Origin of the sequence: Pseudomonas sp. NPDC096925, from assembly GCF_044762545.1 — a bacterium.
Classification (GTDB): domain Bacteria; phylum Pseudomonadota; class Gammaproteobacteria; order Pseudomonadales; family Pseudomonadaceae; genus Aquipseudomonas.
In genome coordinates, this window is the sequence record NZ_JBIWEM010000006.1 from 231,144 (window position 1) to 256,847 (window position 25,704).

A 25,704-nucleotide genomic window follows, 5' to 3' on the forward strand; every position below is an offset into this window, starting at 1 on the left:
CGACGACGATGAAGATCCTGACCTGCCCCTTGAACGGCCCGCGCAATATCAGCGAGTTCACCTACGGCGGCGAGTTCAAGCACATGCCCGACCCGGCCACCTGCAGCGACGCCGAATGGGCCGACTATGTGTTCAACAGCGACAACCTGGCCGGGGTGGTGATCGAGTGGTGGCTGCACAACGCCTCCAGCTACTGGTTCCTGGCCGAACGCCACACGGTAAGCGACCAGGTGCTGCGCACCTTCGACCCGAAAGAACTGTTCGACCGCCGCGTCGACTTCGCCCCCGCCGCCACCCCGGAGATTGCCGGATGAACAGCCACACTCGCCTCCCCGCGCCCATGGGCCTGCTGATCGACCGCGAGCGGCCCCTGCGCTTCCAGTTCGACGGCCAGGCCTGCCAGGGCTTTGCCGGTGACAGCATCGCCAGTGCCCTGCTCGGCAGCGGCCGCTGGCTGCTGTCGCGCTCGTTCAAGTATCACCGCCCGCGCGGCCCGCTGAGCATGGCCGGGCAGGACGCCAACACCCTGGTGCAACTGCCGGACGAGCCCAACGTGCTGGCCGACCTGGAAGCCGTTCGCGACGGCCTGGTGGTCGAAGGGCAGAACTTCAACGGCAGCCTGGAGCACGACCGCGACGCGTACCTGGGCAAGTTCTCGCGCTTCATGCCGGTGGGCTTCTATTACCGTTCCTTCTACAAGCCCAAGGGCATGTGGAAAGTGTGGGAGCCGCTGATCCGCAAGAAGGCCGGCCTGGGCGTGCTCGACCTCGGCTTCAAACCGCAGTATCACGACAAGGCCTATCTGTTCGTTGACCTGGCCGTAATCGGTGCCGGCCCGGCGGGCCTGCGTGCGGCACTGGACGCGGCCGATGCCGGGGCCAAGGTGTTGCTGATCGAGCAACAGCCGGTGCTTGGTGGCTCGCTCACCTACGCCCGCTTCGACATCGCCGGCACCCGCGCCGCCAGCCTGCGCCAGGAACTGCTGGCTGCCGTCGAGGGCCACCCGAACATCCAGGTGCTGCTGGAAGCCACCTGCAATGGCTGGTTCACCGACAACTACCTGCCGGTGATCCAGCACAAACGCCTGTACAAGGTGCGCGCCAGCCGCTGCCTGGTGGCGGCCGGCTCGTTCGACCAGCCGGTGGTGTTCCGCAACAACGACCTGCCGGGGGTCATGCTGACCAGCGCCGCGCAGCGGCTGATGAAGCTGTACGCGGTAAAGCCTGGCCAGCGCGCGGTAATCCTCACCGGCCACGATGACGGTTACCTCGCCGCCCTCGACCTGCAGGAGCAAGGCGTGGCCGTGGCCGCGGTGGTCGACATGCGCGCCGCGCCAGCCGATGCCGCACTGGCTGCCGAACTGAAGCGCCGCGATATACCCGTGCACCTGGGCAGCACCGTGTACGAGGCCCTGCACGAAGCAGGCATGCGCCACGTGAGTGGCGTGGACATTCGCCCGATCACCGGCCAGGGCAAGGTCGGCCCGCATGGCCTGCGTCTGGCCTGCGACCTGCTGTGCATGTCGGCAGGCTACATGCCGGTTTACCAGTTGCTGTGCCAGGCCGGTGGCAAGCTGGCTTACGACGTCAGCCGCGACGAGTTCGCCATCAGCAACCTGCCGGCCGGGCTGGATATCGCTGGCTCGGTGAACGGCTGTCACGCACTGGGCAATGTACTGGCCGACGCCACTCGCGGGGCTGCCGAAGCGCTGGCAGCGCTGGGCCTGGAATCGCCGACGCAGCCAGTGTTCAGCGTCGAAGCCAAGGTCAACTTCCCCTGGCCGATCTTCCCCCACCCCAAAGGCAAGGATTTCGTCGACTTCGACGAAGACCTGCAAGTGCGCGACATCATCAACGCCACCCGCAGCGGCTACCGCGACGTGCAGTTGGTCAAGCGTTTCTCCACGGTCGGCATGGGCCCCTCCCAGGGCCGCCATTCGGCGCTGCCGACCGCCCGCCTGGTGGCCCACGCCACCGGGCGCAGCATCAGCGAGACCGGGGTGACCACCGCTCGTCCACCGTTCCAGGCAGAAAAACTGGCCCACGTCGCTGGCCGCGCCTTCGACCCGTACCGGCAAACGCCGATGCACCGCCGCCACCTGGAAGCCGGGGCGAAGATGATGCCCGCCGGCATCTGGCAGCGCCCGGCCTATTATGGCAAGCCCGAGGAACGCGAACGCTGCATGCAGGAGGAAGCCCGCCACGTGCGCGAGAAGGTCGGCCTGATCGACGTTTCCACCCTCGGCGGCCTGGACGTGCGCGGCCCCGACGCCGCCGAACTGCTTGAGCGCCTGTACACCTTCGGCTTCGCCAAGCTGGCCATCGGCCGCACCCGCTACGCGCTGATGACCAACGAGCACGGCGTGGTGATCGACGATGGCGTGTGCGCTCGACTGGCCGAGCAGCACTTCTACGTCACCGCCACCACCAGCGGCGTCGAACGCATCTACCAGCAGATGCTTAAGTGGAACGCGCAGTGGCGCCTGGACGTGGACATCACCAACGTCACCGCCGCCCTGGCCGCGGTCAACCTGGCCGGGCCGCTGTCACGCCAGGTGCTGGCCAAGCTGTGTGACGAGGTGGACCTGTCGGCCGAGGCCTTCCCTTACCTCGGCGTACGCCAGGGCAAGGTGGCTGGCATTGCCGCGCGCATCCTGCGGGTCGGCTTTGTTGGTGAACTGGGCTACGAAGTGCACGTGCCGGCGCGGCACGCCGAGCGCCTGTGGGACGCCTTGATGCAAGCCGGCGCGGGGTTGGGCATTCGCCCGTTCGGTGTCGAGACCCAGCGCCTGCTGCGCCTGGAAAAGGGCCATGTGATCATCAGCCAGGACACCGACGGCATGACCCACCCGGCGGAGATCGACATGCAGTGGGCCATCGGCCGAAAGAAGCCATTCTTCGTCGGCAAGCGCTCGATCGAGATCCTCGAAGCGCAGCCGCTCAAGCGCAAACTGGTCGGCTTCACCCTGCCCAAGGGCAGCCCGCAACCGCTGGAGGGGCATCTGGTGCTGGACGGCCCGGACATCAGCGGCAACGTCACATCCTGCGAATACTCGCAAACCCTGGGGCAAATCATCGGACTGGCTTACGCCGGCGCCCATCAGGCTACGCCTGGCATGCATATCCCGATCCGCGTGGAGGGTGGCGTGATGGTCAATGCCAAGGTGGTGCCCCTGCCCTTCCACGATCCCGACAACCTGCGCCAGGAGCTCTGAGCCATGACCAGTTTGCAAGCCGAAGCTTTTGTTTTACGCAACCCGCGGGCCGAGCTGGTGCACACCTGCGCGTTGACTGACCTGACCGATCTGGCACGGGTCGGGTTTCGTGGAGGCGACAGTGCCGCTTATCTGCAGGCGCGTGGCTACCACTTGCCGTCGCTGCCCAACCAGGCCGTGCGCCAGCAAGACGGTGGCTGGGTAGCGCGCTTGTCGCAGACCGAGTACCTGCTGCTGGGCAGCCTGGCCGATCACGGTGCACGAGTGGCTGCCGAAGAGGCCGGGTGGGTGCAGGAAGCCCAGCGCAACTACCTGCTGCCGCGCCAGGACAGCCATGCCTGGCTGCAGCTGTCAGGGGTGCATTGCAGCGCGGTGATGGCCAAGTTGTGCGGGGTGGACTTGCGTGCCCAGGCGTTTCCCGTTGGCGCGGTGGCGCAGACCTCGGCGGCGCGGATCAACGTGATCGTGCTGAATGTGGGGAGTGATGAGAGGCCGGCGTTGCAGTTGTTGTTTGATCGGGCGTCGCTGGCGTATTTCCGTGAAGCAGTGCTGGATGCCATGGACGAGTTCGATGGTGGTTGGGTCGGGGTGGAGGAGTTGATGCAATAACCTTGTACCGGCCTCTTCGCGGGTAAACCCGCTCCTACAGGGTCATCACAAGGCTTGGGTGCTGTGGCATACCTGTGGGAGCGGGCAGGCTCGCGAAGAAGCCAACGCGGTGGCTGGCACCGGCTGCGCCGGTGTTCGCGGGCACGCCCGCTCCCACAGGCTCATCACAAGGTTTGGGGGCTGTGGAGTACCTGTGGGAGCGGGTTCACCCGCGAAGAAGTCAACGCGGTGGCTGGCACCGGCTGCGCCGGTGTTCGCGGGCATGCCCGCTGCCACAGGGTCATCACAAGGCTTGGGGGCTGTGGAGTACCTGTGGGAGCGGGTTCACCCGCGAAGAAGCCCACACGGTACTGAAGGTCAGAGCTGCACCAACCGCTCACGCAGGAAGTTCACAAACCCCTGCACCGGCCGCGCCACCTGTCGGTGCTGCGGGTACACCGCCGACAGCTGCAGCGCCGGCGGTCGCCACTCATCCAGCACCGTCACCAGCCGCCCATCTGCCAGTGCCTGGCCCACGATGAAGGTTGGCAGATAAGTCACCCCCATCCCGGCAATCGCCGCATCCCTTAGCAGCTCGCCATTGTTCGCCCGCATCCGCCCGGCCACCTGGATCGCCTGGGCCTTGCCGCCGTGCCTGAACTGCCACTGCACCTGCCGCGAATGCCCATAGGGCAGGCAGTCATGCCCAGCCAACTGCTCCGGCCTGGCCGGCACGCCCCGCGCTTCCAGGTATGCCGGGCTCGCGCAATACACCCGCTCGACACTGGCAATACGCCGGGCAATCAGGCTGGAATCCTCCAGCGCACCAATCCGCAGCGCCAGGTCATAACCCTCGCCAATCAGGTCCACGGCGCGGTCGCTCAAATCCACTTCCACATCCACCTGCGGGTGCAACTGCAGAAACTCGGTCAGCAGGCAGCCCAGGTGCGCCATGGCGAACGACAGCGGCGCGCTCAGGCGCAAGGTGCCGCGCAAGGCCTGTGCCTGGCCACTGATGTCGTGCTCCACCTGCTGCACTTCGCCGAGCAGGCGCAGCGCCGACTGGTAGTAGTGCTGGCCCAGCGGCGTGGCGTCCAGGCGCCGGGTGGAGCGATTGAGCAGGCGCACGCCCAGGCGCTCCTCAAGCTGCATCAGGCGCCGGCTGACCGATTGCTTGGACATGCCCAGGCGGTCGGCAGCGGCGGTGAAACTGCCGGCCTCCATCACCTGGGCAAAGATGCGCATGTCTTCGTAAGGGTTCATTGTCTTGCTCACAGTGACAGTCAAACGCTTTATAGCGGCTTTTTCCCATCGATGCATCTCCCTAATCTACGCACAAGTCGCAGCGATGGCCCTGAAGGCCAGGCAAGACGCCCACTACCAACACTTGCACAGAAAAGGATTCGCTCATGAACATTGTCCACAAAACCCTTACCGCCTCCCTGCTGGCCCTGTCCGTTTCCAGCGCCTTCGCCGCTGGCAGCCCGGGCGTCGAACAGCACACCCAGGCCTTCCTCGAAGCCCTGGAGCAAGGCGGCGGCAAGCCGCTGGAACAGCTCAGCCCGAAAGACGCCCGCGCCGTGCTGACCGGCGCCCAGGCTTCGGTCAAGGTCGACCTCTCCGGTATCGAAGTGAAGGAACGCACCATCCAGGCCAACGGCGAGTCGATCAAGCTGCAAGTGGTACGCCCGGCCAATGTGAAGGGTGACCTGCCGGTGTTCATGTTCTTCCACGGTGGCGGCTGGGTACTCGGTGACTTCCCGACCCACCAGCGGCTGATCCGCGATCTGGTGGTTGGCTCTGGTGCGGTGGCGGTCTATGTGGACTACACCCCGTCGCCGGAAGCGCATTACCCGACGGCGATCAACCAGGCCTACGCCGCCACCCAATGGGTGGCCGAGCATGGCAAGGAAATCGGCGTGGACGGCAAGCGCCTGGCTGTGGCCGGCAACAGCGTCGGCGGCAACATGGCGGCAGTAGTTGCCTTGAAAGCCAAAGAGGCCGGCACCCCGGCCCTGCGCTTCCAGCTGCTGCTGTGGCCGGTGACCGATGCCAGCTTCGAGACCGCGTCGTACAAGCAGTTTGCCGAGGGACACTTCCTCACCACCGGCATGATGAAATGGTTCTGGGACAACTACACCACCGATGCCAAGGCACGGGAACAGATTTACGCCTCGCCGCTGCGCGCCAGCAGCGAACAGCTCAAGGGCCTGCCGCCAGCACTGGTGCAGACGGCCGAGTTCGACGTGCTGCGCGATGAAGGTGAAGCGTATGCCCGCAAGTTGAATGCGGCAGGTGTGACGGTGACCTCGGTGCGCTACAACGGGATGATTCATGACTATGGGCTGCTCAACCCGTTGAACCAGGTGCCGGCTGTGAAGGCGGCGATGCGACAGGCTGCCGGTGAATTGAAAGTGCACCTGCAATAACCTCATCCACCCATGCGGCAGGGCCTGGTGCCCTGCCCGTTCAGGAGACCTGTCATGCTGACCGTACGCAACGCCCAAGACCGCGGCCTGGCCTTCCATGGTTGGCTGAAGTCCTTCCACACCTTCTCCTTCGGCCATTACCGCAACCCGGACGAGCAAGGTTTCTCCGACCTGCTGGTGATCAACGACGACCGCGTCATCCCAGGCAAGGGCTTTGGCGAACACCCGCACCGCGACATGGAGATTTTCTCCTACGTGCTGGAAGGCGCGCTGGAGCACAAGGACACGCTGGGCACCGGCTCGGTGATCCGCCCGGGCGATGTGCAGCTGATGAGCGCTGGCCACGGCGTGGCCCACAGCGAGTTCAACCACAGCCAGGTACAGCCGGTGCACTTCCTGCAGATCTGGATCGTGCCGAACGTGCAAGGGGCAACACCGCGTTACCAGCAACAGCATTTCAGTGCCGAGGAAAAGCGCGGCAAGCTGCGCCTGATCATCTCGCCGGATGGCGCCGAAGGGTCGTTGCAGGTGCGGCAGAATGCGCGGGTGTATGCCGGTCTGTTCGACGGTGACGAACGCGCCACCCTGACCTTGCCGGAAAACCGCCATGCCTATGTGCATGTGGCCCGGGGCAGCATCGAGCTCAATGGGCAAGTGCTGAATGAAGGGGATGGGGTGCGGGTGAGGCAGGAACAGGTGCTGGAACTGGGCAACGGGGTGGATGCCGAGGTGCTGGTGTTCGACCTGCGGCCGCATGAATTGCCTGGCATGCCATAAGGCAGGTCCGGCCCTTTCGCGGGTAAACCCGCTCCCACAGGTACGCCACAGTCTTCGAAATCTGTGGCGTACCTGTGGGAGCGGGTTTACCCGCGAAGAGGCCGCAAGTTCAACTCAAGGCTCGAACCCTTCGACGATGATCACCTCAGCCTTCGCCACCCCCTGACGATGGCTGCATGCCTGCTGGTACAACTCGGACCGGTAACACGCCACCGCCTGCTCGTAAGATTCGAACTCGATCACCACGCTACGCTGAGGGGTGGGCCGCCCTTCCATCGCCTCGCTACGCCCGCCACGGGCCAGGAAGCGGCCGCCGAATGCCTTGAAGGCAGCCGGGGCGCGCTGGGTGTACTGCTGGTATTGCTCGGGGTCGGTCACGTCCACATGGGCGATCCAATAGGCCTTCATGCGCTGCTCTCCTGTTACGGCGATATTTGTGTATGATGGTATACCATAATAATCACCCCACCACAGTGAGCGTGCAACATGGCTTTCAACACCATCGAAGAACTTCTCGAGGACTACCGGCAAGGCAAGATGGTCCTGCTGGTGGATGACGAGGACCGGGAAAACGAAGGCGACCTGCTGATCGCCGCCGAGCGTTGCGATGCCCAGGCCATCAACTTCATGGCCCGTGAAGCGCGCGGGCTGATCTGCCTGACCCTGACCGACGAACACTGCCAACGCCTGGGCCTGGAGCAGATGGTGCCAGCCAACGGCAGCGTGTTCAGCACTGCCTTCACCGTGTCGATCGAGGCGGCCACGGGCGTTACCACGGGTATTTCCGCCGCCGACCGGGCGCGCACCGTGGCGGCAGCCATGGCCCCCAACGCCCGCCCCGAAGACCTGGTGCAACCCGGGCACATCTTCCCCCTGCGCGCCCGCGAAGGCGGTGTGCTGACCCGTGCCGGCCACACCGAAGCCGGCTGCGACCTGGCGCGCCTGGCGGGCTTCACCCCGGCCTCGGTGATCGTCGAAGTGCTCAACGACGACGGTACCATGGCCCGCCGCCCGGACCTGGAAGTGTTCGCTGCCCGGCATGGCATCAAGATCGGCACCATTGCTGACCTCATCCACTACCGCCTGAGCACCGAGCAGACCATCAAGCGCATCGGCGAACGCGAACTGCCGACCGTGCATGGCACCTTCCGCCTGGTCACCTACGAAGACCGCATCGAAGGTGGCGTGCACATGGCCATGGTCATGGGCGATATCCGCCGCCAGCAGCCGACCCTGGTGCGGGTGCACGTGATCGACCCACTGCGTGATCTGGTCGGTGCCGAATACGCCGGGCCGGCCAACTGGACGCTATGGGCGGCGCTGCAGAAGGTGGCCGAGGAAGGCGCTGGCGTGGTGGTGATCCTCGCCAACCATGAGTCCTCGCAGGCACTGCTGGAACGCGTGCCGCAGCTGACCCAGCCGGTGCGGCCTTACCAGCGTGGGCAGTCGAAAGTGTATTCGGAGGTGGGCACCGGGGCGCAGATTCTGCAGGACCTGGGCGTGGGCAAGCTGCGCCATCTGGGCCCACCGCTGAAATATGCGGGGCTGGCCGGGTATGAGCTGGAGGTGGTGCAGAGCATACCGTTCGAGCCAGACATGGTCGGCTAAAGCACATAAGCAACTGACCTGGCAGGGCTCTGTGGGAGCGGGTTCACCCGCGAATACGATGGTGAAGCCACCAACGCATTCGCGGGTGAACCCGCTCCCACAGGGTCCGCGCTGTTTCTGAAAGGACGGAGTGATGGCCGGTCGCCTCATACCTCTTGCCAAAAGTTTGGAATACCATAATATGATATCCCGTAGACCTTAAATCTGCAGGCCGGCACCTACAACCACAAACGGCCACAAGACACTTTGTTTTAGCTGCTCCCCGAACACTGTTGGCGGGCGCACCACAAGCCCCGCCTCGAATAACAAAAGCAACGAGGGCGTAACCATGCTGTTGAGCAAACGTGTAACCGCAGTGCTGTCCGCCAGCCTGCTGACCCTGGCATGTCAGGCCGCCCAGGCCGCCGACAGCCTGAACTTCGTCAGCTGGGGCGGTACCACCCAGGACGCCCAGAAAGAAGCGTGGGCCGCACCCTTCACCAAAGCCACCGACATCAAAGTCGTCCAGGACGGCCCCACCGACTACGGCAAGCTCAAGGCCATGGTCGAGAGCGGCAACGTGCAGTGGGACGTGGTCGACGTCGAAGCCGACTTCGCCCTGCGTGCCGCCAGCGAAGGCCTGCTCGAACCCCTCGATTTCAACCAGATCAAGCGCGACAAGATCGACCCACGCTTCGTCTCCGACCATGGCGTCGGCTCGTTCTTCTTCTCCTTCGTGCTCGGCTACAACGAAGGCAAGCTCGGTGCCAACAAACCGGTGGACTGGACCGCACTGTTCGATACCAAGGCCTACCCCGGCAAGCGTGCCCTGTACAAATGGCCCAGCCCCGGCGTACTGGAACTGGCCCTGCTGGCCGACGGCGTAACCCCCGACAAGCTGTACCCGCTGGACCTGGACCGCGCCTTCAAGAAGCTCGACACCATCAAGAAAGACATTGTCTGGTGGGGCGGTGGCGCCCAGTCGCAGCAACTGCTGGCCTCCGGTGAAGCCTCGCTCGGCCAGTTCTGGAACGGCCGCGTCTATGCCTTGCAGCAGGACGGTGCACCGGTGGGCGTGAGCTGGAAGCAGAACCTGGTAATGGCCGATTTCCTGGTCATCCCCAAAGGCGCCAAGAACAAGGACGCCGCCATGAAGTTCCTGGCCAACGCCAGCAGCGCCGAAGGCCAGGCCGAATTCGCCAACAAGACCGCCTACGCGCCGGTGAACGTCGACAGCGTGGCCAAGCTCGACAAAGACCTCGCACAGAATCTGCCGACCGCCTACGCCCAGGACCAGGTCACCCTCGACTTCGCCTACTGGGCCAAGAACGGCCAGGCCATTGCAGCCCGCTGGAATGAGTGGTTGGTCAAATGAAAGTCGCCATCAACGCCCTGCATAACGCGCAAGGTGCCCCCACGGGCACCGGCGCCCCGGGAACGGCCCCCCGCCGCGTCAGCCTGAGCCAGCGCTGGAAAGGCAGCCGCAACCTGCTGCCGGCCCTGCTGTTCCTTGGCCTGTTCTTCTTCGCCCCGCTGGCCGGCCTGTTGCTGCGCGGGGTGCTGGAGCCAACGCCGGGCCTGGGCAACTACGAGCAGCTGTTCGCCAACTCGGCTTATGCGCGGGTACTGTTCAACACCTTCTCGGTGGCCGGCGTGGTCACCCTGATCAGCGTGCTGCTGGGCTTCCCGCTGGCCTGGGCAATAACCCTGGTGCCCAAGGGCTGGGGCCGCTGGCTGTTGAACATCGTGCTGCTGTCGATGTGGACCAGCCTGCTGGCGCGCACCTACTCGTGGCTGGTGCTGCTACAGAGCTCGGGGGTGATCAACAAGGCGTTGATGGCCATGGGTATCATCGATGCTCCGCTGGAAATGGTGCACAACCTGACCGGCGTGGTGATCGGCATGAGCTACATCATGATCCCGTTCATCGTGCTGCCGCTGCAGGCGACCATGCATGCCATCGACCCGATGGTGCTGCAGGCCGGCTCTATCTGCGGCGCCAGCCCGTGGACCAATTTCTGCAAGGTGTTCCTGCCGCTGTGCCGCTCGGGGCTGTTCTCCGGGGCGCTGATGGTGTTCGTGATGTCGCTCGGTTACTACGTCACCCCGGCCCTGCTGGGCGGTGCGCAAAACATGATGCTGCCCGAATTCATCATCCAGCAGGTGCAGTCGTTCCTCAACTGGGGCCTGGCCAGCGCCGCCGCCGCACTGCTGGTGGTGATCACCCTGGTGCTTTTCTACCTGTACCTGAAGCTGCAGCCGGAATCCCCGGTTGGCAACGCGAGGTAAACCACCATGCTCCTGTCTCCCAATGCCATGGGCCGCCCGCTGCGTACAGGCCTGTACCTGACCACCGGGGTCATCGCGGCCTTCCTGCTGCTGCCAGTGGTGTTCATCGTGTTGCTGTCGTTCGGCTCATCGCAGTGGCTGGTGTTCCCGCCACCGGGCTGGACCTTCAAGTGGTACGGCCAGTTCTTCTCCAACCCGGAGTGGATGGACGCCGCGCTGGCCAGCCTGAAGGTGGCCGTGCTGACCACCATCGCCGCCGTGCTGCTCGGCCTGCCCACCGCATTCGCCCTGGTGCGTGGCCGCTTCCCCGGCCGCGAGCTGCTGTACGGGCTGTTCACCATGCCGATGATTGTGCCGCTGGTGATCATTGCCGTGGCGGTGTACGCGCTGTTCCTCAAGCTTGGCTACACCGGCACGCTGTTCGCCTTCGTGGTCAGCCACGTGATCGTCGCCCTGCCCTTCACCATCATCTCGATCATCAACTCGCTGAAGCTGTTCGACCAGTCGATCGAGGATGCCGCGGTGATCTGTGGCGCCTCGCGCCTGCAGGCGATCTTCAAGGTGACCTTCCCGGCGATTCGCCCGGGGATGATCGCCGGCGGCCTGTTCGCCTTTCTGGTGTCGTGGGATGAAGTGGTGCTGAGCGTGATGATGGCCAGCCCCGACCTGCAGACCCTGCCGGTGAAGATGTGGACCACCCTGCGCCAGGACCTCAGCCCGGTCATCGCCGTGGCCTCGACCTTGCTGATCGGCCTGTCGCTGCTTGTCATGTTCATTGCCGCCGCCTTGCGCCGGCGCACCGAAGCCAACGCCTGAGCGCGCGGAGAAAACAACAATGAGTGCAGTGATCAAAGACAACGCGCACGGCAAGACCCTGGTCAGCCTGCGCGGCCTCAACAAGCACTACGGCGACTTCACCGCCGTGGACAACCTCGACCTGGAAATCCAGGACGGCGAGTTCCTGACCTTTCTCGGCTCCAGCGGCTCGGGCAAGTCCACCACCCTGTCGATGCTGGCCGGCTTCGAAACGCCGAGCAGCGGCGAGATCCTGGTCGATGGCCAGTCGCTGGTCAACGTGCCACCGCACAAGCGCGACATCGGCATGGTGTTCCAGCGCTATTCACTGTTCCCGCACCTGAACGTGCGCGACAACATCGGCTTCCCGCTGGCCATCCGCAAGCTCGGCGCCAGCGAAACCAGCAAGCGCGTCGATGCCATGCTCAAGCTGGTGCAGCTGGAGAAGTTCGCCCACCGCAAGCCGTCGCAGATGTCCGGTGGCCAGCAGCAGCGTGTGGCGATTGCCCGGGCGCTGGTGTACGAGCCGCGCATCCTGCTGATGGACGAGCCGCTCGGCGCGCTGGACAAGAAGCTGCGCGAAGACCTGCAGGACGAACTGCGCCAGTTGCACCGGCGCCTGGGCATCACCATCGTCTACGTCACCCACGACCAGGAAGAAGCCATGCGCCTGTCCCAGCGCATCGCCATCTTCAGCCACGGCAGGATCGTCGGCCTGGGCACCGGTTACGACCTGTATCAGAACCCGCCGAATGCCTTCGTCGCCTCGTTCCTGGGTAACTCCAACTTCCTGCGGATCAAGGCCAGCAGCAATGGCGCGGGCAGCTTCGAGGGCCAGCCGGTGGCCATCCGCCTGACCCCGGGCCTGGCCGCCTCGCAGGATGCCCTGATCATGGTACGCCCGGAAAAGGCCCTGGCCCTGACCACCGAACAGGCCACGCGCGAGCCGCTGCCGGCGGGCTGGAACGAGGTCAGCGCCAAGGTTGGCGAAGTATTGTTCCTGGGCGAGAGCCAGACCTGCCATGTGGTGACCGCGGGCGGCACCGAGCTGACGGTGAAGGCGCTGTCGGCCGCGGGCATGCCGATGCAGCCGGGGGATACCGTGAAGGTGCGCTGGGCGGTGGCGGATGCGTGCATTTATACCGAGTGGGCAGAGAGTGACCTGAGCAAGTCCGCCGGGGCGCATTAACATCTTGAGTGCTGCAACGCCTGGTAGACCGAGCGCCGCGCGGGCGGCGCTCGGTCTACCAGGCGTTGCACAACTCAAGATGTGAACAACACCGTCACATTATCATCACGCCACTGTCGTAATCTGCCGGCCAACCCTATGCCATAGGCCTCCCGGCATGCCCCGCCTGCTTGTCTTGCTGCTCACCCTGCTACCGCTGGCGACCCTGGCCGAGCCCGCGCCCCTGCGCGTGCAAGGCTCCAACACCATTGGCGCGGCCTTGCTGCCGGCGCTGGTGCAAGGGCAGTTGCGCGCACAGCAAGCTACTGCCATCGAACAACACCCGGGCGAGTTGGCCAACGAGACCGTTATCACCGCACGTGACGCGCACGGCCAGCCTTTGCGCATCGATATCGCCGCCCACGGTTCCAGCACCGGCTTCTTCGCCCTGGGCCATGGCGACGCCGACCTGGCCGCCGCCTCGCGGCCGATCAACGACAGCGAAGCACGCCAACTGCAGGCTTTGGGCGACCTGCGCGCCGCTGCCGCCGAACAAGTCATCGGCCTGGATGGCGTTGCAGTCATCGTTCACCCTGACAACCCGTTGCCGCAGCTCACTACCCGGCAACTGGCGCAGGTTTTCTCGGGGCAGATCCAGCGCTGGGAGCAACTGGGCGTCAGTGGCGGGGCCATCCACCTGTACGCCCGTGACGACCGCTCCGGTACCTTTGAGACCTTCAAGGCACTGGTGCTGGAACCCCAGCACGGCGAGCTTTCGCCCAAGGCCCAACGCTTCGAGTCCAGCGACGAGCTGGCCGCGCGAGTGAGCACCGACCGCCAGGCCATCGGCTTCAGCAGCCTGGCAGCAATACACGGGGCCAAGGTGCTGGCGGTGGCCGAGGGCGACGCACCTGCCATGTTGCCGGAGCGCGCGCTGGTGGCCAGCGAAGACTACCCATTGTCACGGCGCTTGTACTTCTATTTGCCGGCTAACCCCAAGCCCCAGGCCAGGGCCCTGGCTGACTTTGCCCAGAGCCCGGCCGGCCAGGCGATCGTCGCCCGGCAGGGCTTCGTTTCGCAGCAGATCAAGGCCCAACCTGTAGCGCCCCTGGCGAACATGCCGCCGCGCTATCGCACCCTGGCCCAGCAGGCGCAGCGGCTGAGCGTCAACTTCCGCTTCCAGGAAGGCAGCGCCAGCCTCGACAACAAGGCCCTGCGTGATGTACAGCGGGTGGCCGAGTACCTGCGCAACGCCGGCAAGCTGCAGCGTAAAGCGGTGCTGGTGGGCTTTGGCGACCCCAAGGAGACACCCGGTCGCGCCGCCCTGCTCTCCCGCCTGCGGGCCCAGGCCGTGCGCCGTGAGCTGGCGCGCGATGGCGTGGAGGTGCTTGAAGTGACGGGTATGGGGGATGAACTGCCGGTGGCAGGAAACGAGCTGGAGCAAGGGCGACTGCGTAATCGTCGGGTGGAAGTGTGGGTGTATTGATCTGAAAGCAGCGCACATCCCTGTAGGAGATTTCCCAGCCCTTTGGGCTGCGCTGTCGCTTGGAGAGCTGAATTCGCAAGCGGTCCGCGTACCCTGTGGGAGCGGCTTTAGCCGCGAAGAATCCAACGCGGTGCATGGCACCGGCTGCGCCGGTGTTCGCGGCTAAAGCCGCTCCCACAGGGTCCCTGCTAATTCAATGACTTATGTGCTGCTCCTAAAGGGTGCGTGCGTACACTGTGTGCCAGCCTGGCAAAGAAATGTAACAGCTCCCCATTCGGCATCACCGGCAAACGGGTCTAGGCTCAAGCCCATGTGATACCGGGCCCCTCTGACGGCTGCCAGGCCGCCATGTCGGATCACTGTTGCCATGCAACGTCGACATTCAAGGAGGGGCTCATGACAGCTCTACAGGTATTCCTCACCACCCCGTTCCTCGGTACCAGCACCTGGTTGTGGCTGGTGTTCATGGCCATCGTCATCGGTTTGCTGGTACTCGACCTGGGTGTGCTGCACCGCCACGACCGGGAAATCGAAATGCGTGAAAGCCTGCTGCTGTATTCGGGCTATTTCAGCGTCGGCGTGCTGTTCGGCGCCGGGGTCTGGTACCAGCTGGGTGCGCAGTCGGCGCTGGAGTTCTACACCGGGTTCCTGGTCGAGCAGTCGCTGTCGATGGACAACGTGTTCGTCATGGCGATGATCTTTGGCTACTTCGCCATCCCCCGCCGCTACCAGCACCGCGTGCTGTTCTGGGGCATCCTCGGGGTGGTGTTCCTGCGGGCGATCATGATCGGCGTGGGCGCGGCGCTGGTGCAGAACTTCGCCTGGGTGCTGTATATCTTCGGTGCCTTCCTGCTGTTTACCGGGGTGAAGATGGCGCTGTCGAAAGAAGACAGCCGTCCCGACCTGGCCAACAACCCGATCCTGAAGTTCGTGCGCCGGCACATGCGGGTCACCGAGCAGATCCACGGCTCGCACTTCTTCGTGCACCAGACCCCGCCCGGGGAGCACAAGGCAGTGCGCTATGCCACCCCGCTGTTCATGGCACTGGTACTGATCGAATTGGCCGACCTGGTGTTCGCCGTCGACAGCGTGCCGGCAATCTTCGCCATCACCCAGGACCCGTTCATTGTCTACACCTCGAACATCTTCGCTATCCTCGGCTTGCGCTCGCTGTATTTTGCGCTGGCGGCGTTGATGCACCGGTTTGTGTACCTCAAGTACGCGTTGGCGCTGGTGTTGATCTTCATTGGCTGCAAAATCTTTTATCACGGCATGGTGGGTAAGGTGCCGGCGTTGCTGTCGTTGGGGGTGACGTTCGGGTTGTTGCTGGGTGGGGTGGTGGTTTCGTTGCTCAAGACTCGGAGGGAGAAGCCGGAAAGCAAGGAGGCTCAATCCAGACAGCCTTCAAATGCCGATAGTACAGCCAGCCAGAAAGAGGAAGACCCGCAGATGCGGGTCTGATCCCCGCTCTACTTGAATTTAAATAGTGCCCATACAACCACCATCCAGATGAAACCAGTCATGATTAGCCACGCGGATATCTTCAACCTACGCTTAAGCTTCCGCGGAAACGCATTTAACTCACCGACATCCAGTTGCCCCATACGCAGTACTAGCCACGGAAATGCAACTAGTCCACTCACCGTACAAAGGGTCATCCAGCGCCACTTAAATGATCCAGAACCCCATGCACGCTTAATGCTTTCGAAATAGGGATTGCTCGTAATGGCCGAGCAAGCGATGCCATAATCTTTTGTCAACGTCGAGACAGCACTAAGGACTAGCCCTGGCATGCCGATAACAAAAGGGCTGAGTAGAATTACCAATTTGGCAAGTGGTTGCCAGCCAGTAATGTCAATCACTGGTCGCCTCGTAAATAACTTCGCCTACCGACTCACCAAGCATCCCGCCCAGCGCTCCTCCAGCCATACCGCTGGCTCCCACCAGCACTATGCCGCACACTGGCGCGGCCAGACCTGCAGAGCCCATAGTAATAACGGCACATATTGTTCCAGATACAAGGGTTGCTCCTGAGGAACCAAGCATGGCTCCCGCGGTCCCAACAGCAAAACCTCCTGTCTCGGTCAGCCTGACCTTTTTACAAGCTTCAGTCTCACCAGTTCGACAAACCTCTTGTACTTTAAGATAAGACGAAGTCCCACCCAACCCAATTGCAGCATACCCTCCATATTCCAGGTACTTGCTGAGCCGCGCCACCTTGTCCAGGTGCGTCGCATACCCCGGAATCTGCCCCGGCCCGCCCGCTTTCGACCAATGGTGCACAAGGCTCTTGGTCGAAATGTTCAAGCTCTTCTTCAGCCGCTCATAGCTGCCCAGGTTCAGCTGTTTGTTGAGGTACGCCGCTTTCAACTGTCCATCCAGTTGCTGCAGCAGCTGTCGCCGTTCGGCAAAAAAGCCCGGGCTGTTCAAGTGGCCATGGCGCATGAACTCGCGCTGATGCAGTTGCTCGATACTGGTCAGCGTATTACTGACCTGCTTCAAACCTTGTTCCAGCATGTCCTTGCCCACGCCCATGGACTGGCTGGCATTGCTGAGCAAGCCGGCGATTTCGGCCTGGTGCTCCATCATGAAGTCCGCTTCGGCGAAATCGAGCACCGCCAGCGCGCGGCGTGCGTGCTGCGCCGCCGCCATCAACTGCCCCTCCTCGCGGGTGCAGGCATCACCATTGTCAGGGTCACCGATAACGAAGATTTCCCCTGCCTTGAAGCCTTGCTCGAACGTCGGGTTAAGCCGTTGCAGCCGGGAGATTGGCAACGTGGCATCGTGCTCGGCCAATTGCAGCAGCACCTGTGCGAATGACATGCGCCGAGGCACTACATAGAACCCGGGCTCCAGGGTTCCGGGCAACGCACTTACTATGGGTTGGGAGAAACGCCCGGGGTAGATCGCGGCTGATGGCGCGGAAGAGTGGCTATTCGCGCGCCCTCCAAGGGAACGCAGGGGCGGAAATGCTTCACCCAACGGTGCGACCACCCGATTGCTGCCCGGTGGACAGCCACAGACTACCAGCGCACCGTCCATGGCCACCCGGCGGCCATCGGAAATGAAGTGGTCCACCCCTTCAGCGACCATCCCCTCCTGCCCGCAGAGGGGGCATGGCGCGGTGCGATCACCTTCGCGCAGCACCATTCGGCCCTCGTCAAGATAGCTGGCGTCCGTGGCAATGCAGACAGCCCCCGTAGTGGTGACATCGCTATCTACTGCCTGACCTTTTCCCTCCAGACTGACACGCATATGCAAACTCCCTGTGCATGGTTGAGGTTGAAAACCTAACATCAGCAAGGGAGGCTCAAGTGGCTTGGGTCGAAATTCAGAAGTTTCTTACAAAGTTTGAGATGAGCAAGCCCATGAGTCTGCTGGCGACGAAGGCGGCCAAGGATCGGGGGGTGGACCTGAAGACACAGTGAACCGTCAAGGGCCCCCTTCGCGGGCTTGCCCGCTCCCACAGGTACTGCGCGCAGCTCGGAGGCGGCACGGTACCTGTGGGAGCGGGCAGGCCCGCGAAGAGGCCGGAACAGGCCGGCAAAATCACCGCCCGCTACGCAACATCTCCGCCGGCACGTACTTGCCGATCTCATACTTGCCAATTGCTGCCCGGTGCACTTCATCCGGCCCGTCAGCCAGGCGCAGGGTGCGCTGCATGGCATACATGTAGGCCAGCGGGAAGTCGCCACTCACCCCTGCCCCGCCATGAATCTGGATCGCCCGGTCGATCACCTTCAGTGCCACGTTCGGTGCCACGACCTTGATCTGCGCAATCTCGCTGCGGGCCACCTTGTTGCCGACCGTGTCCATCATGTAGGCCGCCTTCAGTGTCAGCAGCCGGGCCATGTCGATCTCCATGCGCGAGTCGGCGATCTTGTCGACGTTGCCGCCCAGGCGCGCCAATGGCCGGCCGAAAGCCGTACGCTCCACCGAGCGCTTGCACATCAGTTCCAGCGCCCGCTCGGCCATGCCGATCGAACGCATGCAGTGGTGGATACGCCCCGGCCCCAGGCGCCCCTGGGCAATCTCGAAGCCACGGCCCTCACCCAGGATCACGTTCTCATACGGCACCCGCACGTTCTCGAAAAGCACCTCGGCGTGGCCATGGGGGGCATCGTCATAGCCGAACACCGGCAGCGGGCGGACGATCTTCACCCCGGGCGTATCGGTGGGCACCAGCACCATCGAGTGCTGCTGGTGGCGCGGCCCTTCAGGGTCGGACAGGCCCATGAAGATCATCACCTTGCAGCGTGGGTCGCAAGCGCCGGAAGTCCACCACTTGCGCCCGTTGATTACCCATTGGTCACCATCACGCACCGCGGTGGCAGCCATGTTGGTGGCATCCGAGGAGGCCACGTCCGGTTCGGTCATGGCGAACGCCGAGCGGATCTCGCCACGCAGCAGCGGCTCCAGCCACTGGCGCTTCTGCGCCTCGCTGCCATAGCGCACCAGCACTTCCATGTTGCCGGTGTCCGGCGCCGAGCAATTGAACGGCTCCGGGCCGAGCAACGAGCGGCCCATGATTTCCGCCAGCGGGGCATATTCCAGGTTGCTCAGGCCGGCGCCGTATTCAGATTCGGGCAGGAACAGGTTCCACAACCCTTCGGCGCGGGCCTTGGCCTTGAGCTCCTCCATGATCGCGGTGGGCTGCCAGCGGTCGCCCTCGGCGACCTGGCGCTCGAACACCGCCTCGGCGGGGTAGACATAGGCGTCCATGAACGCGCTGACGCGCTCGCGCAGTGCCTGGACCTTGGGCGAATAGGCGAAATCCATCGGGGCTACCTTCACGGTTCGGAGTACATGGGCCAGAGCCTAGAGCAGCATGGGCCCATCCACCTAGTCTATTTTCCACGTGTATAAACATTCATAACCGATATATGATCGCCCCATAATTCCAACAAAGAGCGGCGCCCATGAACCTCAGCAAGGTCGACCTCAACCTGTTCATCGTGTTCGATGCGATCTACACCGAAGCCAACCTGACCCGCGCCGGGCAGATCGTCGGCATCACCCAGCCGGCAGTGTCCAACGCCCTGTCGCGGCTGCGTGAAACCTTCAACGACCCGCTGTTCGTGCGCACTGCGCAAGGCATGGTGCCCACGCCCATGGCGCAGAACATCATCGGCCCGGTGCGCAATGCCCTGGCGCTGCTGCGCACGTCAGTGCAGGAAAGCCGCATCTTCAACCCGCAACAGGCCAACAAGACCTTCCGCATCAGCATGACCGACCTGACCGAAGCGGTGATCCTGCCGCCTCTGTTCCAGCGCTTGCGCCGCCTGGCGCCGGCGGTGCTGATCGAGAGCTTCCTGTGCAAGCGCCGCGAGACCACCAAGGAACTCGCCGCCGGCCGCCTGGACTTCGCCATCGACGCACCGTTGAACACCGACCCGCAGGTACGCCACGTCAAACTGATGCAAGACCGCTATGTCTGCGCCCTGCGCCAGGGCCACCCACTGGCAGACCGCAAGCTGACGCTGGACAACTACCTGGGCATGACCCACATCCATATCTCCAGCCGCCGCAATGGCCTGGGCTACGTCGACCTGGCCCTGGGCAAGATGGGCGTGCAACGCAAGGTTGCCTTGCGCTCGCAGCATTACCTGATGGCCTCGCAGGTGTTGCAGCAGACCGACATGGCGATGACCGTCCCCGAGCGCTTTGCCCGCCGCCATCAGTTGCGCTACCAAGCACTGCCGGTGGAGGTACCAGCGCTGGAAACGCACCTGTACTGGCATGAAAGCACCGATCAGGACCCGGCCAACCGCTGGATGCGCGAGCAGATCACCGAGTTGTGCGAACGCGTGGTGGCCGAGGAAGAGAAGGCTGTGGAGTCGGCCTGAAGAGGGCTACCGAGGGGCCTTTGGTGAGCCCCTCCCGGCCAAGAGAAAAATATTCTATGTATAACTTATTAGAGCGAAATTTTTTTCAACAATCTTGAGAACAGAGTCGCTGGAAGCGAAAAATGTCTCTCCAGCAGTGGGTACGCTTGCTTCAACGATCGCCGATTTCACGGCAACAGACACGGACCCGCCCCAATGCCTAGCGCCCCGCTCTACTTCGATTACGCCGCCACCACTCCGGTCGACGACCGGGTCATCGAAACCATGCTCGCCAGCCTTGGCAGCCAGGCCAACTTCGGCAACCCGGCGTCCAGTGGCCATGCCTTCGGCCAGGCCGCCCGCCGCGCCGTGGAGCAAGCCCGCCAGCAAGTGGCCGAACGGGTCGGCGCACAGGCCGATGCACTGGTCTGGACCTCGGGTGCAACCGAGTCCAATAACCTGGCGCTCAAGGGCATTGCCCAAGGCCTCGGCCAGCCCGGGCACCTGATCACCAGCCAGCTGGAACACAAGGCCGTGCTCGACACCGTGGCCGAACTGGAGCGCCAGGGCTGGGCCATTACCCGCCTGACACCGGATGCCGCCGGCCTGATTCAGCCCGCAGCGGTACAGGCAGCGTTACGCACCGACACCCGCCTGGTGTCGCTGATGGCGGTCAACAATGAACTGGGTACGATCACCGACTTTGCCGCAATTGGCGAACAGGTGCGTGCCCACGGTGCCCTGCTGCACGTGGATGCGGCGCAGGCGGTGGGCAAACTGGCCATCGACCTGAGCGTAATGGCCGTGGACCTGATGTCGTTCTCGGCGCACAAGGTGTATGGCCCCAAGGGCATCGGTGCACTCTACGTCGGGCCGCGCGCCCGTACGCTGATGCGCGCGCAGATGCACGGTGGCGGCCATGAGCAGGGCCTGCGTTCCGGCACCCTGGCGACCCACCAGATTGCCGGCATGGGCAGCGCCTTTGCCTTGGCCGGCCAGCCCGGCGACAGCGAACACCTGCGCCTCGAGCAACTGGCCAGGCGCCTGCGCGAAGGCCTGCTGGCCCTGCCCGGCGTCACCCTCAACGGCTGCGCCAACCAGCGCATTCCCCACACGCTGAACCTGTGTATCGACAACAAGGGCTTCAACAGTGCGGCGCTGGCCAGCGAGCTGGCGTTGTCGACTACCTCGGCCTGCAACTCGGCGAGCAATGCAGCCTCGCATGTGCTGCTGGCGTTGGGGCTGGATGAGCGCCAGGCACGCAACAGCGTGCGCCTGAGCATCGGGCGTTTCAGCAACGAGGCTGAAGTGGACAAGGCGCTAGAAGTGTTTGGCCGGGTGCTGACAGCGGCATCAGCAGCGCTTTGGTGAAGCTGCCCTAGAAAAGCCGGCTGTCCGGAGTGAAGTCCTCGACCTCGAGCCTGGCGCTGTTTGCCTGTGGATGGCGCGGGTTGAACAGGTAATTGGTGGTGCTGGGCATGATCGCGCTCGGCACCGGCAGCAGCAATGCCGAACACTCATCCAGAAAGCGGTTGCCCAGGCCCCGGGTCAGTTCGGTCTGGCTCGACCAGCCAGGCTGCAATACGGGCAACTGCGCTTGCGAAACGGTATCGGGCAATTCGATGCGAAGCAGCCTCATGGTGGAGGGGAAATCCTCAGGGTCGATCTCCAGGTGCACCAGCACCTCGAGCATCGCCCCGGCCGGACTGGTGGCGGCATACACCACTGGCCGGCCCGCCTGGTGCCAGCGGCCGCTGATACGCAAGCCGCCCGTTCCGCTCAAATCTGCATAGGCGCTGATGCGCCACAGAATCACAGGCCAAAACCCTCGGCGATCTGCAGCAACATCTCTTCGACCTGGGTGGTGCCTTGCTGGGTGGTGAGCATCTGCATGGGGGTCAGCCCCGAGAAGCGCTCCTTGGGCTTGGACAGCCAGCGCTTGGCCTTGCCCGCTTCGCCGAAGACGGCTTCGGCCATGGCGGTGATATGGGCCGAGCGGAACAGCCGGTCGCTTTCTTCCACGGTCAGTGGCTGGTCGCGTTCGATGCGGGATTTCAGGGTACGCAGGGGAATGATCTGGTCACGCTCCACGGGGGTGAACACACCGAGTTCGGTCAGTTTCACCAGCCAGGTGGCGGCAAAGCCATGGGTGATGCGGGTGTGGATTTCGAAATCACTGGCGAGTTCGGGGATTTCCAGCAGTGCATGCAGGCGCGCCCGGTACTCGTGGTAACCGTTGTCGCGAAGCACTTCGGCAAGCATGGCGCTCTCCCTTCCGGCGTTTACCGAGAAGTATGCGGCATATGCCGGATTTTGCAAGCCGACCGGGAAGATGGGGCCGCAGAGCGGCCCCCCCCAATCTCACAGGAAGGTGAACACCTGCGAAGCCGGCAACCGCGACTTGTTCAGCCCGGCATTGAAGTCCGTCTCGCTGCGATAGCCCAGGCTGAGAACCACCACGCTGGTGAAGCCACGTTCGCGCAGGCCCAGTTCGGCATCGAGAATCTTGCTGTCGAAGCCCTCGATCGGCGTGGCATCCAGCCCATGTGCAGCAGCCCCCAGCAAGGCAGTACCCAACGCCAGGTAGGTCTGCTTTTCCATCCAGTGCTGCACGTCTTTCTGGTCAAAGCGGTGCAGGTCGACGTAGTGCCGGCGGCTCTGGTTCTGCGCGGCACGCGCCTGCTCATCACGGAAGCGGCCATCGGCAGCTTCCTGGTCGAGCACGGCATTCAGGTGCGCTTCGCTCATCTCGGTACGGGTGCAGAACACGATCACATGCGAGGCATCGAGGATCTTCGGCGAATTGTAGGCATAGCGCTCTGCGGTGCTCTTGGCCAGGCGGGCCTTGCCTTCGGCACTGTCGGCAACGATGAAATGCCACGGCTGCGAGTTGACCGAGGACGGACTGTGGCGCAGTTGCTCGAGCAGAGCATCGACAGTGGCCTGGGGAATACGGCGCGAGGCATCGTAGGCTTTGGTGGTGTAGCGGCGCTTGGCCAGCGAGACGGTATCCATGCAAAACTCCGGGAATGAACGGGGGATTTGCCGGGCATCTTATCTTTCCTGCAGAAAAGAAAAACCGGCACAATGCAGCAACACTTTCATCCCAGGAGTGAAAATGCTGCGCATCGCCGACCTCGAACTGTTCGTCCGCAGCAGCGTGCTGGGCAGCTTTACCGCCGCCGCTCACGAGGCACAGCTGCTGCCGGGCCAGGTGGCCGCCGCGATCAAGCGCCTGGAGCGCGAACTCGACGTGCGCCTGTTCGCCCGCACCACCCGCAGCCTGCGCCTGACCGCTGAAGGCGAGTTGTACCTGCCGACCGCCCTGAATGTGCTGGAGAGCCTGCGTCAGGGCCGTGAGGACCTGCATGGCAACCCCAGCTCCCTGCGCGGCACCCTGCAAGTGTCGGCACCGTCCGACCTGGGCCGCAACATGCTGCTGCCCTGGCTGAGCGCCTTCCGCCGCGAACACCCGGCCCTGCACCTGCGTTTCTTCCTGTCCGACCAGATCGCCGACCTCAACCGCGACCCGGTGGACGTAGCGATCCGCTATGGCCTCAACCAGGACGCCAACTACATTGCCCTGCCGCTGGCCGACTGGAACCGCCGGGTGCTGGTCGCCGCGCCCGACTACCTGGCCCGCCACGGCCACCCGCTCACGCCCGACGCCCTGCAGCAGCACGCCTGCCTGCTGTACATGCAGCACAACCGGGTCTATGACAAATGGCGGGTGGGCAACCGTACCGTGCAGGTGCGCGGGCCGCTGGTCAGCGACGATGCCGACGTGATCCGCCGCCTGGCCTTGCAGGGTGAAGGTATCGTCTACAAGTCGTGGCTGGACGTAAGCGCCAACATCGTGGCCGGCGAACTGGAAATCGTCCTGCCCGAATACCTCGGTGAACCCGCCCCGGTCACCCTGGTGTGCCCGCACCGCAAGCAACTCACGCCCGCAGTGGCACAACTGCATCTGTGGCTGCGCGAACGCTTCGAGGCACTGCGCAACCGGGCGCTGACCAACGGCTGCACAATCGTTCCAGACTGAACAGCGGGCATGGGCTGCAGTACTGGTTTGAGCCTTCTATTGCCAGTACCGGCCTCTTCGCGGGCACGCCCGCTCCCACAGGTACTGCATCAACGTCAGAAGCGATGCAGTACCTGGGGGAGCGGGCGTGCCCGCGAAAAAACCGGCACGGTCATTCAGGAATGCCCAGGCACCCCGCCCAGCGCCTCGCGGAACCGCCGGGTGCTGACAACGGCCAGCAGCAACCCGACCACCGCCACGCTACCGCCCACCAGGCCGATATCCGCCACGTCCAGCTGGCTGCTGACGATACTGCCCAGCAACGCGCCGCCGCCGATACCGATGTTGTAGATACCCGAGAACAGCGCCATGGCCACATCGGTGGCATCGGATGCCAGTTTCAGGGTCTTGGACTGCAAGGACAGGCTGAAACTGAGGATCGCCACCCCCCAGAACATGCTCAACGCGGCGAACACATGGAAGTTGCCCGACAGCGGCAACAGCAGCAACAGGCATGCCGCCAGCAGGCCGATCGAACCCACCAGGAAGCCATGCGGAAAGCGCTCGCTGTAACGGCTGAACAGCAACGAGCCGAACACCCCGGCACCGCCGAACAGCAGCAGCAACAGCGTGGTGCGCTCACCGCCGATCTGCGCCACGTGCAGGGCGAACGGCTCGATGTAGCTGTAGGCGGTGAACTGTGCGGTAATCACCAGCGTTACCAGCACATAGGTGATCACCAGCGCCGGGCGCTTGAACAGGACCGGCAGGCTGCGCAGCGAGCCCGAGTTCTGGCTGGGCAGCAGCGGCAGCGACTTCATCAGGCACAGCATGGTCGCCAGCGCCACCCCGGCAATGCTCAGGAAGGTGATGCGCCAGCCCAGCGCTTCGCCCACCACACGGCCCAACGGGATGCCCAGGACCATGGCCAGGGTGGTGCCGGTGGCCAGCAGGCCCAGCGCCTTGGCCTGCTGGCCGGGCGGTGCCACGCGCACCGCCAGGGAGGCAGTGATGGCCCAGAACACCGCATGTGCCAGGGCAATGCCGATGCGGCTGACCAGCAACATGGCAAAGCTCTGTGACAACCACGACAGCAAGTGGCTGACGATGAACACCAGGAACACGAACAGCAACAGGCGCCGCCGCTCGATGTTGCGGGTCAGCAGCATCATCGGCAGCGAGGCCAGCGCCACCACCCAGGCATAGATGGTCAGCATCAGGCCGACCTGGGCAGTACTCATGTCGAAGCTGCGGCCAATGTCGCTGAGCAGCGCCACCGGGACGAACTCGGTAGTGTTGAAGATAAAGGCCGCCAGGGCCAGAGCAATGACGCTCAGCCAGCTGCCGCTACCCGCCGTGGGTGGCATGTTGGTAGGTGTGGGTCCGTTCATGGGGTGGAAACCGGTTCTCCGCAGACAAGGCAACAGGACGCACGCCAGCCACCCGCTTGCCGGGGTGTCGACGCACGCTTTGTTATTGGAAGGAATGCCGGCATGGTACGCGTCACGCCGGGGCCTCACAACCG

The 25,704-nt window shown here is 63.9% G+C and carries 23 protein-coding genes; 15 read left to right on the forward strand and 8 right to left on the reverse strand.

Annotation, left to right across the window (positions count from 1 at the left end; genetic code table 11):
• Positions 1–8 precede the first annotated feature (8 nt).
• The 3 genes from ACIQYU_RS18385 to ACIQYU_RS18395 are packed head-to-tail and all read left to right on the forward strand — an operon-like array spanning position 9 to position 3,823.
• The gene (locus ACIQYU_RS18385; RefSeq protein WP_063915037.1) at positions 9–314 is read left to right on the forward strand and encodes a sarcosine oxidase subunit delta; all 306 of its coding nucleotides are present in this window, start codon (positions 9–11) and stop codon (positions 312–314) included.
• Complete coding sequence (locus ACIQYU_RS18390; RefSeq protein WP_402801353.1) at positions 311–3,214, forward strand: 2Fe-2S iron-sulfur cluster-binding protein; 2,904 nt, start codon at positions 311–313, stop codon at positions 3,212–3,214. Before ACIQYU_RS18385 ends, ACIQYU_RS18390 begins: the two co-directional genes overlap by 4 nt.
• Positions 3,215–3,217: 3 nt before the next feature.
• Positions 3,218–3,823, forward strand: coding sequence for a sarcosine oxidase (locus tag ACIQYU_RS18395; protein ID WP_402801355.1), 606 nt, complete (start codon positions 3,218–3,220; stop codon positions 3,821–3,823).
• A gap of 357 nt (positions 3,824–4,180) precedes the next feature.
• On the opposite strand, the gene ACIQYU_RS18400 is transcribed toward ACIQYU_RS18395, so the two are convergent.
• On the reverse strand, positions 4,181–5,065 hold the full coding sequence (locus tag ACIQYU_RS18400) for a LysR family transcriptional regulator (protein WP_333957997.1): 885 nt from the start codon (positions 5,063–5,065) through the stop codon (positions 4,181–4,183).
• A gap of 146 nt (positions 5,066–5,211) precedes the next feature.
• Here ACIQYU_RS18400 and ACIQYU_RS18405 point away from each other — a divergent pair, with 146 nt between their 5' ends.
• Positions 5,212–6,231, forward strand: a complete 1,020-nt coding sequence (locus ACIQYU_RS18405; RefSeq protein WP_207833808.1) for an alpha/beta hydrolase — start codon at positions 5,212–5,214, stop codon at positions 6,229–6,231.
• Positions 6,232–6,285: 54 nt separating this feature from the next.
• Positions 6,286–7,008 carry a pirin family protein gene (locus ACIQYU_RS18410; protein ID WP_233687761.1) on the forward strand — a complete coding sequence of 241 codons (723 nt, stop codon included), beginning with the start codon at positions 6,286–6,288 and terminating at the stop codon, positions 7,006–7,008.
• A gap of 114 nt (positions 7,009–7,122) precedes the next feature.
• Here the strand turns inward: ACIQYU_RS18410 and ACIQYU_RS18415 are convergent, their stop codons facing one another.
• Positions 7,123–7,416, reverse strand: a complete 294-nt coding sequence (locus ACIQYU_RS18415; protein ID WP_402801361.1) for a DUF1330 domain-containing protein — start codon at positions 7,414–7,416, stop codon at positions 7,123–7,125.
• A 78-nt stretch (positions 7,417–7,494) separates the two neighbouring features.
• On the opposite strand from ACIQYU_RS18415, the gene ribBA reads away from it, so the two are divergent.
• From ribBA to ACIQYU_RS18450, 7 genes are all read left to right on the forward strand, one after another.
• Complete coding sequence (gene ribBA / locus ACIQYU_RS18420) at positions 7,495–8,616, forward strand: bifunctional 3,4-dihydroxy-2-butanone-4-phosphate synthase/GTP cyclohydrolase II (protein WP_233687763.1); 1,122 nt, start codon at positions 7,495–7,497, stop codon at positions 8,614–8,616.
• A 328-nt stretch (positions 8,617–8,944) separates the two neighbouring features.
• Entirely contained in the window at positions 8,945–9,970 is a 1,026-nt protein-coding gene (locus ACIQYU_RS18425; protein ID WP_233694284.1) for an ABC transporter substrate-binding protein, read from the forward strand.
• Positions 9,967–10,884, forward strand: coding sequence for an ABC transporter permease (locus ACIQYU_RS18430; RefSeq protein WP_063915048.1), 918 nt, complete (start codon positions 9,967–9,969; stop codon positions 10,882–10,884). Before ACIQYU_RS18425 ends, ACIQYU_RS18430 begins: the two co-directional genes overlap by 4 nt.
• A gap of 6 nt (positions 10,885–10,890) precedes the next feature.
• Positions 10,891–11,700, forward strand: a complete 810-nt coding sequence (locus tag ACIQYU_RS18435) for an ABC transporter permease (RefSeq protein WP_015270845.1) — start codon at positions 10,891–10,893, stop codon at positions 11,698–11,700.
• A 19-nt stretch (positions 11,701–11,719) separates the two neighbouring features.
• On the forward strand, positions 11,720–12,868 hold the full coding sequence (locus tag ACIQYU_RS18440; protein WP_207833817.1) for an ABC transporter ATP-binding protein: 1,149 nt from the start codon (positions 11,720–11,722) through the stop codon (positions 12,866–12,868).
• 157 nt (positions 12,869–13,025) lie between these two features.
• On the forward strand, positions 13,026–14,333 hold the full coding sequence (locus ACIQYU_RS18445; protein ID WP_207833819.1) for a substrate-binding domain-containing protein: 1,308 nt from the start codon (positions 13,026–13,028) through the stop codon (positions 14,331–14,333).
• 396 nt (positions 14,334–14,729) lie between these two features.
• Positions 14,730–15,794: a TerC family protein gene (locus tag ACIQYU_RS18450; RefSeq protein ID WP_207833822.1), complete on the forward strand. Its 1,065-nt coding sequence runs from the start codon at positions 14,730–14,732 to the stop codon at positions 15,792–15,794.
• Between the two features lie 393 nt (positions 15,795–16,187).
• Here ACIQYU_RS18450 and ACIQYU_RS18455 read toward each other — a convergent pair whose 3' ends face one another.
• Positions 16,188–17,588 (reverse strand): PAAR domain-containing protein, encoded by a 1,401-nt coding sequence (locus ACIQYU_RS18455; RefSeq protein ID WP_207833824.1) that lies wholly within the window; start codon positions 17,586–17,588, stop codon positions 16,188–16,190.
• Positions 17,589–17,882: 294 nt separating this feature from the next.
• Complete coding sequence (locus ACIQYU_RS18460; RefSeq protein ID WP_063915055.1) at positions 17,883–19,112, reverse strand: acyl-CoA dehydrogenase; 1,230 nt, start codon at positions 19,110–19,112, stop codon at positions 17,883–17,885.
• 140 nt (positions 19,113–19,252) lie between these two features.
• On the opposite strand from ACIQYU_RS18460, the gene ACIQYU_RS18465 reads away from it, so the two are divergent.
• Together ACIQYU_RS18465 and ACIQYU_RS18470 are read left to right on the forward strand one after the other, a co-directional pair.
• Positions 19,253–20,179 carry a LysR family transcriptional regulator gene (locus tag ACIQYU_RS18465; protein ID WP_063915056.1) on the forward strand — a complete coding sequence of 309 codons (927 nt, stop codon included), beginning with the start codon at positions 19,253–19,255 and terminating at the stop codon, positions 20,177–20,179.
• A 195-nt stretch (positions 20,180–20,374) separates the two neighbouring features.
• Positions 20,375–21,529 carry a cysteine desulfurase family protein gene (locus ACIQYU_RS18470; protein WP_207833826.1) on the forward strand — a complete coding sequence of 385 codons (1,155 nt, stop codon included), beginning with the start codon at positions 20,375–20,377 and terminating at the stop codon, positions 21,527–21,529.
• A 7-nt stretch (positions 21,530–21,536) separates the two neighbouring features.
• Here the strand turns inward: ACIQYU_RS18470 and ACIQYU_RS18475 are convergent, their stop codons facing one another.
• The 3 genes from ACIQYU_RS18475 to nfsB form a co-directional block, all read right to left on the reverse strand.
• Positions 21,537–21,974, reverse strand: coding sequence for an RES family NAD+ phosphorylase (locus tag ACIQYU_RS18475; RefSeq protein ID WP_063915058.1), 438 nt, complete (start codon positions 21,972–21,974; stop codon positions 21,537–21,539).
• On the reverse strand, positions 21,971–22,420 hold the full coding sequence (locus tag ACIQYU_RS18480; RefSeq protein WP_063915059.1) for an antitoxin Xre/MbcA/ParS toxin-binding domain-containing protein: 450 nt from the start codon (positions 22,418–22,420) through the stop codon (positions 21,971–21,973). The genes ACIQYU_RS18475 and ACIQYU_RS18480 overlap by 4 nt, the downstream gene beginning before the upstream one ends.
• Positions 22,421–22,519: 99 nt before the next feature.
• Complete coding sequence (gene nfsB, locus ACIQYU_RS18485) at positions 22,520–23,173, reverse strand: oxygen-insensitive NAD(P)H nitroreductase (RefSeq protein ID WP_063915060.1); 654 nt, start codon at positions 23,171–23,173, stop codon at positions 22,520–22,522.
• A 103-nt stretch (positions 23,174–23,276) separates the two neighbouring features.
• Between nfsB and ACIQYU_RS18490 the strand changes: the two genes are divergently transcribed.
• Positions 23,277–24,200 (forward strand): LysR family transcriptional regulator, encoded by a 924-nt coding sequence (locus ACIQYU_RS18490; protein WP_207833828.1) that lies wholly within the window; start codon positions 23,277–23,279, stop codon positions 24,198–24,200.
• 155 nt (positions 24,201–24,355) lie between these two features.
• On the opposite strand, the gene ACIQYU_RS18495 is transcribed toward ACIQYU_RS18490, so the two are convergent.
• A complete protein-coding gene (locus ACIQYU_RS18495) occupies positions 24,356–25,570 on the reverse strand; it encodes a sugar transporter (protein ID WP_207833836.1) in 1,215 nt (404 codons plus the stop codon).
• Between the last annotated feature and the right edge of the window lie 134 nt (positions 25,571–25,704).